Annotated in this window: 6 protein-coding genes and 1 pseudogene; 3 read left to right on the top strand and 4 right to left on the bottom strand. The window is 61.0% G+C overall.

The window, feature by feature from the left end; translation table 11 throughout:
- Positions 1 to 258 precede the first annotated feature (258 nt).
- From WB528_RS11025 to fliL, 4 genes are read right to left on the bottom strand one after another with little or no spacing between them, the layout of a single operon-like run.
- Entirely contained in the window at positions 259 to 1047 is a 789-nt protein-coding gene (locus WB528_RS11025) for a MotE family protein (protein ID WP_423888445.1), read from the bottom strand.
- Positions 1044 to 1478, bottom strand: coding sequence for a DUF6468 domain-containing protein (locus WB528_RS11020; RefSeq protein ID WP_423888444.1), 435 nt, complete (start codon positions 1476 to 1478; stop codon positions 1044 to 1046). The genes WB528_RS11025 and WB528_RS11020 overlap by 4 nt, the downstream gene beginning before the upstream one ends.
- Entirely contained in the window at positions 1475 to 2677 is a 1203-nt protein-coding gene (gene fliM, locus WB528_RS11015; protein ID WP_423888443.1) for a flagellar motor switch protein FliM, read from the bottom strand. Before fliM ends, WB528_RS11020 begins: the two co-directional genes overlap by 4 nt.
- Before the next feature lie 15 nt (positions 2678 to 2692).
- On the bottom strand, positions 2693 to 3187 hold the full coding sequence (gene fliL / locus WB528_RS11010) for a flagellar basal body-associated protein FliL (protein WP_423888442.1): 495 nt from the start codon (positions 3185 to 3187) through the stop codon (positions 2693 to 2695).
- 533 nt (positions 3188 to 3720) lie between these two features.
- Here fliL and flgF point away from each other — a divergent pair.
- The 3 genes and pseudogenes from flgF to flgA form a co-directional block, all read left to right on the top strand.
- Positions 3721 to 4485 (top strand): flagellar basal-body rod protein FlgF, encoded by a 765-nt coding sequence (gene flgF, locus WB528_RS11005; protein WP_423888441.1) that lies wholly within the window; start codon positions 3721 to 3723, stop codon positions 4483 to 4485.
- Positions 4486 to 4496: 11 nt separating this feature from the next.
- On the top strand, positions 4497 to 5291 hold the full coding sequence (gene flgG / locus WB528_RS11000; RefSeq protein WP_423888440.1) for a flagellar basal-body rod protein FlgG: 795 nt from the start codon (positions 4497 to 4499) through the stop codon (positions 5289 to 5291).
- Between the two features lie 11 nt (positions 5292 to 5302).
- Positions 5303 to 5719: pseudogene (flgA, locus tag WB528_RS10995) on the top strand (flagellar basal body P-ring formation chaperone FlgA); the annotation flags it as partial.

Raw genomic sequence — 5719 nt, 5'->3', positions numbered from 1 at the left:
GATCGCGCCCGGCCGCGCCGCGTCGCAAGCGCGCCGGCGCTCGCTCGCAACCAAAATCCAGCGGCAGCCATTCGCGCCATTCCGGTCTACGTCTTTCAGTTCATCCGAATCGCGGACGGGCCGCGAGAAGGCGGATTTGCCCAGGTTCGAGTCTAGAATCGGCGATTTAAGGACTTGTTAATTATCCCCGCTAATTGACTTTCTGCGGTGGCCGCATCGTGCCGTCGCGCACGATTTGGGCCATTCGAGGTAAGTCCCTCAATTCGTCCGGTTGTTGCCGGCGTCCGCCTTCTGCGGTTGCAGTACCCTGCCTTCGATTTTCGGGAGGTCAGCGGCGCCAGCCGACTTGTCGGCCCCTGCGCGGCGCGCCATTTCAACCGTGAGCCGCTCAGCCACGTCGGGCGACATCTGGCCAAGAATGTCGGCCATCTTGCGCGGGGCGATCTGCGAGGCAATTTCGAACAGCACGGGCATTTCCAGCCGGTCGAAGACCTTGGCCGCATCCTTTGGCTTCATGCCTTCATACATCGTGATGATGCCCTTGAAGCGCGCAGCATCTTCGTCGGCCTTCTGCTGCTGGGCACCGGTAATGCGGGATTCAATCCCCTTCAATTCCTCCACCCGCCCCTCGGCGCGTTTTTCGGCTGCCTTGAGCAGGCTTTCGCGGATATCGATCTCGCGGGACCTCGTCTCAAGCTCCAGACGGCGGGCTTGCAACCGCTCGAGGATGGCGCGCTCCGAGGCCGACACCGGCGGAGGCGGCTCGGGATGCGTGGTGGTTTCGGCCTTGGCCACTTCCGGCTTGGCCGCTTCCTCCTTGGGCTTCTCTTTTTCCTTCTCGACCGAGCCGGTAATGTCGCTGGTGTCGACCTTGCCGCGGCCCGGGAAGTTGAAGGTTTCCTGCGCCCAGGACGGCTTGGTCGAATCCGGCCGATAGTCGAACACATATCCCCCGTCGAGCACGAGGCCCGCGATCTTCAGTACGGCAAGACCGAATACTGCAACCAGGACGACGGGAAGGACGCGAATGTTACGAAACGATTTCATGCCGCAATTCCATTCGCCTTTCTACGGTCGGAGAAGGCTTGTGCGGCCGCCGCGACGGCCTTGGCGGCCGACATCTGCGGCGCCGCAGGCTCCGCTTCAGGTCGCCGCGCCGCGATCGCAATCTTGGAGAGCCGGCGGACGACGTTGTCGGCTTCGGCCAGCTGTTTCTTCAACTGCGCCGACATTTCCGTCGCCGAGTTCAACTGATTTCCGAGGTTCTCGTTGACGTCGCGCACCGTATGCTTGAGGCCGCCGATCGCGCGTTCGGCGATTTCGGTCGCCGTAATGAGTTCGCCGATCGTAGCCTTGAGCGAATGCTCATCGGCCTTCAGCCGCTTCAGGCGGGCATTCAACACCATGCAATAACCTATCGTGATCATGAGTAAAATCGTCACAAGGCTCTCGATTGCAATTCCGAGCGAATGACTCATGGGGCCTCCATCATCTTGGTTTGCTCGTCGGCCTTCTCGAACATCGCGAACGTGGTATTCGGCTTGTGCAATTGCTTGACGACGCGGATGGCGACCCGGTCGCCGACCCTGCCCATCCGCCCCTCCGTAAGCGTCACGCTGCCGCAGCGCACAGCCACCAGCGCGTCCGCCCGCATGTCGAGCGGCAAGGTGTCGCCGACTTTCAGTTTCATGAGCTGCTTGAGCGGAATGTCGGCCTCATACAGCACGGCATCGACGGCAATCTCGGCCTGCGCGACTTCGGTCGCAAAATGACCTTCCCAGATCGGGTCGCGGCCAAATTTTTCGCCCATGAACATCTGCAACAGGACGTTGCGGATCGGCTCGATGGTCGCATAGGGCAGCAGCAGCTCGATATTGCCGCCGCGATCTTCCATGTCGATCCGCAGGCGAACCAGGATCGCGGCGTTGGCCGGCCGGCTGATCGCGGCAAAACGCGGATTGGTTTCGAGGCGGTCGATGGTGAAGGTCACGGGCGACAGCGGCCGGAACGCCTGTTCGGCGTCCGCCATCACCACTTCAACCAGCCGCTTCACAAGGTTGGTCTCGATCGTGGTGTAGGGCCGGCCTTCGATGCGCAGCGAGGTCTGCCCGCGGCGGCCGCCGAGCAGAACGTCGATCATCGAGTAGATCAGGCTGGAATCGACGGTGACGAGCCCGAAATTCTCCCACTCCTCGGCCTTGAACACGCACAGCACGGCCGGCAGCGGTATAGAATTCATGTAGTCGCCGAACCGGACCGAGGTGATGCGGTCGAGCGAGACTTCGACGTTGTCGGAGGTGAAATTGCGTAACGAGGTCGTCATCAGCCGCACCAGGCGGTCGAAGACGATTTCGAGCATCGGCAGGCGCTCATAGGAGACCATCGCCGAGTCGATGATGGCGCGAATCCCGGAATTGTCGTCGAGATTGACCTCCCCGACATTGAAGCCGAGCAGGTTGTCGATCTCTTCCTGCGACAGAACCCGTTCGCCGCTGTTCTTGCCGCCGCCGAAGTCGCGGCTGCCGTCCTCCACCATGGCCGCCCATTGCAGGGCCATGGTTTCGGAAAGTTCGTTGGCCTCCGCTTCCGCAGCGGCTGCTTCCGGATCCTGGGAGTCAAGCTGCGCTTCCCATTGCGCCGCAATTGCATCCTGGTCGACTGGATCGTTGCCCGCCATGTTTCTAAATCCGCGTCACTGAATGACGACTTCCTTGAACAAGACCGCACTGACCTGGTTGGGCGCTACCGCCGCATTGACGCGCCGCGTCAGATCTTCCTTGAGGCGAAACAGGCCAGCCGAGCCGTTGAGGTCGGAGGGACGCAATTCGCGCAGGTAAGTCTGGAAGATGTCGGTCACGCGCGGCAGCGTCGGCTTGATCGCCTCGACCTGTTTCTCGTCCTTGACCTCGAGCACGATCTTGGCCTTGAGGTACTGCACCCGCTCCCCCGGCAGGCCGATCAGGTTGACGAGCATGTCCGGCATTTCGACATAGGACGGCGGCTTCGGTGGCGGCGCCGATGCTTCGGCATGTTGTTCCTCGCCGTGATGGCGCAGGAAGAAGAACCATGTCGCGCCGCCAACAACGGTGGCCAGCACCGCGATAACGGCGATCATCAACTTGAGTTTGCCTTTGGGTGCAGGCGCTTCCGCGGCTTCCGCGGCGCCTTCCGCCTCATTGTCTGCCATCGCTTGGGGCCGCTCCGATCTGAAAATGGATTAGTGTGGCAGTTCAGAAGTCCGCATCATTTGTGCCGCAGGTTCGTCATGCGGACTTCTGAACTAAAGCCACACTAGGGAATAATAGATTTGCCAGTGTCCTTTCGATTCCGAAGTTCGAAACGTGGCTCCGTAAAATGCTACGAACTTCGGAATTGGGACACTAGATGCCGGCAGGCGACCCTCTTTGACGCGATACAACGCGGCAAGTCCTGCGCTCATTTTGAACGCTAAGGTAATAATGGTTAATGGAATCTTTCTTTTGCCCTTCAACTGGGAAAAAGTTGCCGGGCAAACATGGTCAACAAGACCTTATTGCCGCCCGCCAATCCCCCTCTGGATCCATCAAGTCATTGAACTGGTTTCAATTTCCAGACTGGCACGGCTTTCGCTCTGATCTTAAGCGAACCGCGGGCTTGGGAGAGCTTGGCCGGTTCGAAAGATCCGCAAGGCCGCCTGGGAGGGCATCAGCTTTGCAGATCGTTTGAGGGGAGAATCTGGCGATGGAGAATGCGCTTCTCATCGGACTATCGCGGCAAACCACGCTCGAGCGGCAGCTCGACGTGATTGCCAACAATATCGCGAACGTGAATACGTCAGGCTACAAGGCCGACAACTCGCTGTTCGAGGAATATCTCAACACGCCCGCGCACGAAGACAACTTCGTCGGCAGCGACCGCCGCGTAAGCTTCGTGCAGGATCGCGGCACCTACCGCGACATGACGCAAGGCGCGGTCGAGGGAACCAGCAATCCGCTCGATATCGCGATCGACGGTTCCGCCTTCCTGACCGTGCAGACGGCGGGCGGCGAGCGTTATACCCGCGACGGCAGCCTGCACATCAACAACCAGGGCCAGCTTGTGACGGCGGCCGGCAATACGGTTGTCGGCGCCACCGGCCCGATCGTGTTTCAGCCGACCGACCACGACATCAACATCACGCCCGACGGCACCATCACGGTGATCGAAGGCAACGGGCGCACCGATGCGCAACGCGGCAAGCTCCGCCTCGTCAGCTTCACCGATGCGCAGAAGATCCTGAAGGAAGGCTTCAACCTTTACAGCGCCGGCGACGGCGGGGCGCCGCAGCCCGACACCAAATCCACGGTGCGACAGGGTTTCATCGAAAAGTCGAACGTCAATTCGGTCGCCGAGATGAGCCGGATGATGGAGGTCTCGCGCGCCTACGCCTCGATCGCAAACCTGATGAACCAGCAGTCTGAGCTGCAGAAAACCGCCATCCAGCAGCTCGCTGACGTGCCGGCTTAAGGAGACGACCCATGCAAGCACTTCACACAGCAGCGACCGGGATGGCGGCCCAGGAACTGAACGTTCAGGTCATCTCGAACAACATCGCCAACCTGCGAACCACCGGCTACAAGAGGCAGACGGCCGAATTCCAGGACCTGATCTACCAGCATATCGCCCGGGTCGGCGCGCAAGCCTCGCAACAGGGCACCATCCTTCCGATCGGCATCGATATCGGAGGTGGCGTCAAGACCGTGGGAACACCGCGGTCCATGACGCAGGGCACGCTGTCGCAGACCGGCAACGATCTCGACCTCGCCATCACGGGCGAAGGATTCTTCAAGATCCTGATGCCCGATGGCACCTTTCAATACACGCGCGACGGCACGTTCCAGATGGATAACACCGGCCGCATCGTCAATGCGCAGGGCAATCCGGTGCAGCCGACCATCACGGTTCCGCAAAACGCGACGGGCCTGACCGTCAACGCCCAGGGCCAGGTGTCCGTGCAGCCGCAGGGATCGTCGTCCCTGACGTCGCAGATCATCGGTCAGCTTACGATGACTCGTTTCGTCAACAAGGGCGGCCTCCAGCCGGTCGGCAACAACAACTTCGTCGACACGCCCTCGTCGGGACCACCCCAGGACGGCATCGCGACGCTCGAAGGTTTTGGAAGCTTCAGCCAGGGCAGCCTCGAACAGGCCAATGTCGACGTCGTTTCCGAAATGTCGGACCTGATCGCCGCCCAACGCGCCTACGAGATGAATGCAAAGGTCATCACCGCCGCCGACCAGATGATGCAATCGACGACCGCGCTGTTCCGTTAAGGGAGTAGATGATGATTGTCCGATCGATCCTCGTTACCGCCCTGCTCCTGGCAGCGCCGTCAGCCGCGTACGCGCAGGACAAGGACGACGCCATCGCCTCGCCGGTGCTTCGCGCCCAGGTCACGGTAGAAAGCGACGTCGTGCGGATCGGCGACATGATCGACAACGCCGGAACGGCGGCGCAGATCGCCATCTATCGCTCGCCCGATCTGGGCACCACGGGAACGCTGCCGACCGCCCAGATCATCAACACGCTTCAGGCGCATCAGGTGATCGGGGTCGACACCAGGGACATCAAGTCGGTGTCCATCACGCGGCTTGCACGCACTATCGACGCCAGAGAGATCGAAGCGCAGGTGGCGCATGCGATCGAACACCGAAGCGGCCTCGGTGACGCGGCCAATCTCAACCTGACCTTCGACCGCGAG

Origin of the sequence: Bradyrhizobium sp. (genome assembly GCF_049586575.1) — a bacterium.
Taxonomy (GTDB): domain Bacteria; phylum Pseudomonadota; class Alphaproteobacteria; order Rhizobiales; family Xanthobacteraceae; genus Bradyrhizobium.
This window is presented reverse-complemented; position numbering and strand designations above follow the sequence as displayed.

Excerpts from the sequence above, each read along its gene's own strand:
- fliM (WP_423888443.1), bottom strand. The coding sequence starts at position 2,677 with ATGGCGGGCAACGATCCAGTCGACCAGGATGCAATTGCGGCGCAATGG.
- fliL (WP_423888442.1), bottom strand. The coding sequence starts at position 3,187 with ATGGCAGACAATGAGGCGGAAGGCGCCGCGGAAGCCGCGGAAGCGCCT.
- WB528_RS11025 (WP_423888445.1), bottom strand. The coding sequence starts at position 1,047 with ATGAAATCGTTTCGTAACATTCGCGTCCTTCCCGTCGTCCTGGTTGCA.
- flgG (WP_423888440.1), top strand. The coding sequence starts at position 4,497 with ATGCAAGCACTTCACACAGCAGCGACCGGGATGGCGGCCCAGGAACTG.
- flgF (WP_423888441.1), top strand. The coding sequence starts at position 3,721 with ATGGAGAATGCGCTTCTCATCGGACTATCGCGGCAAACCACGCTCGAG.
- WB528_RS11020 (WP_423888444.1), bottom strand. The coding sequence starts at position 1,478 with ATGAGTCATTCGCTCGGAATTGCAATCGAGAGCCTTGTGACGATTTTA.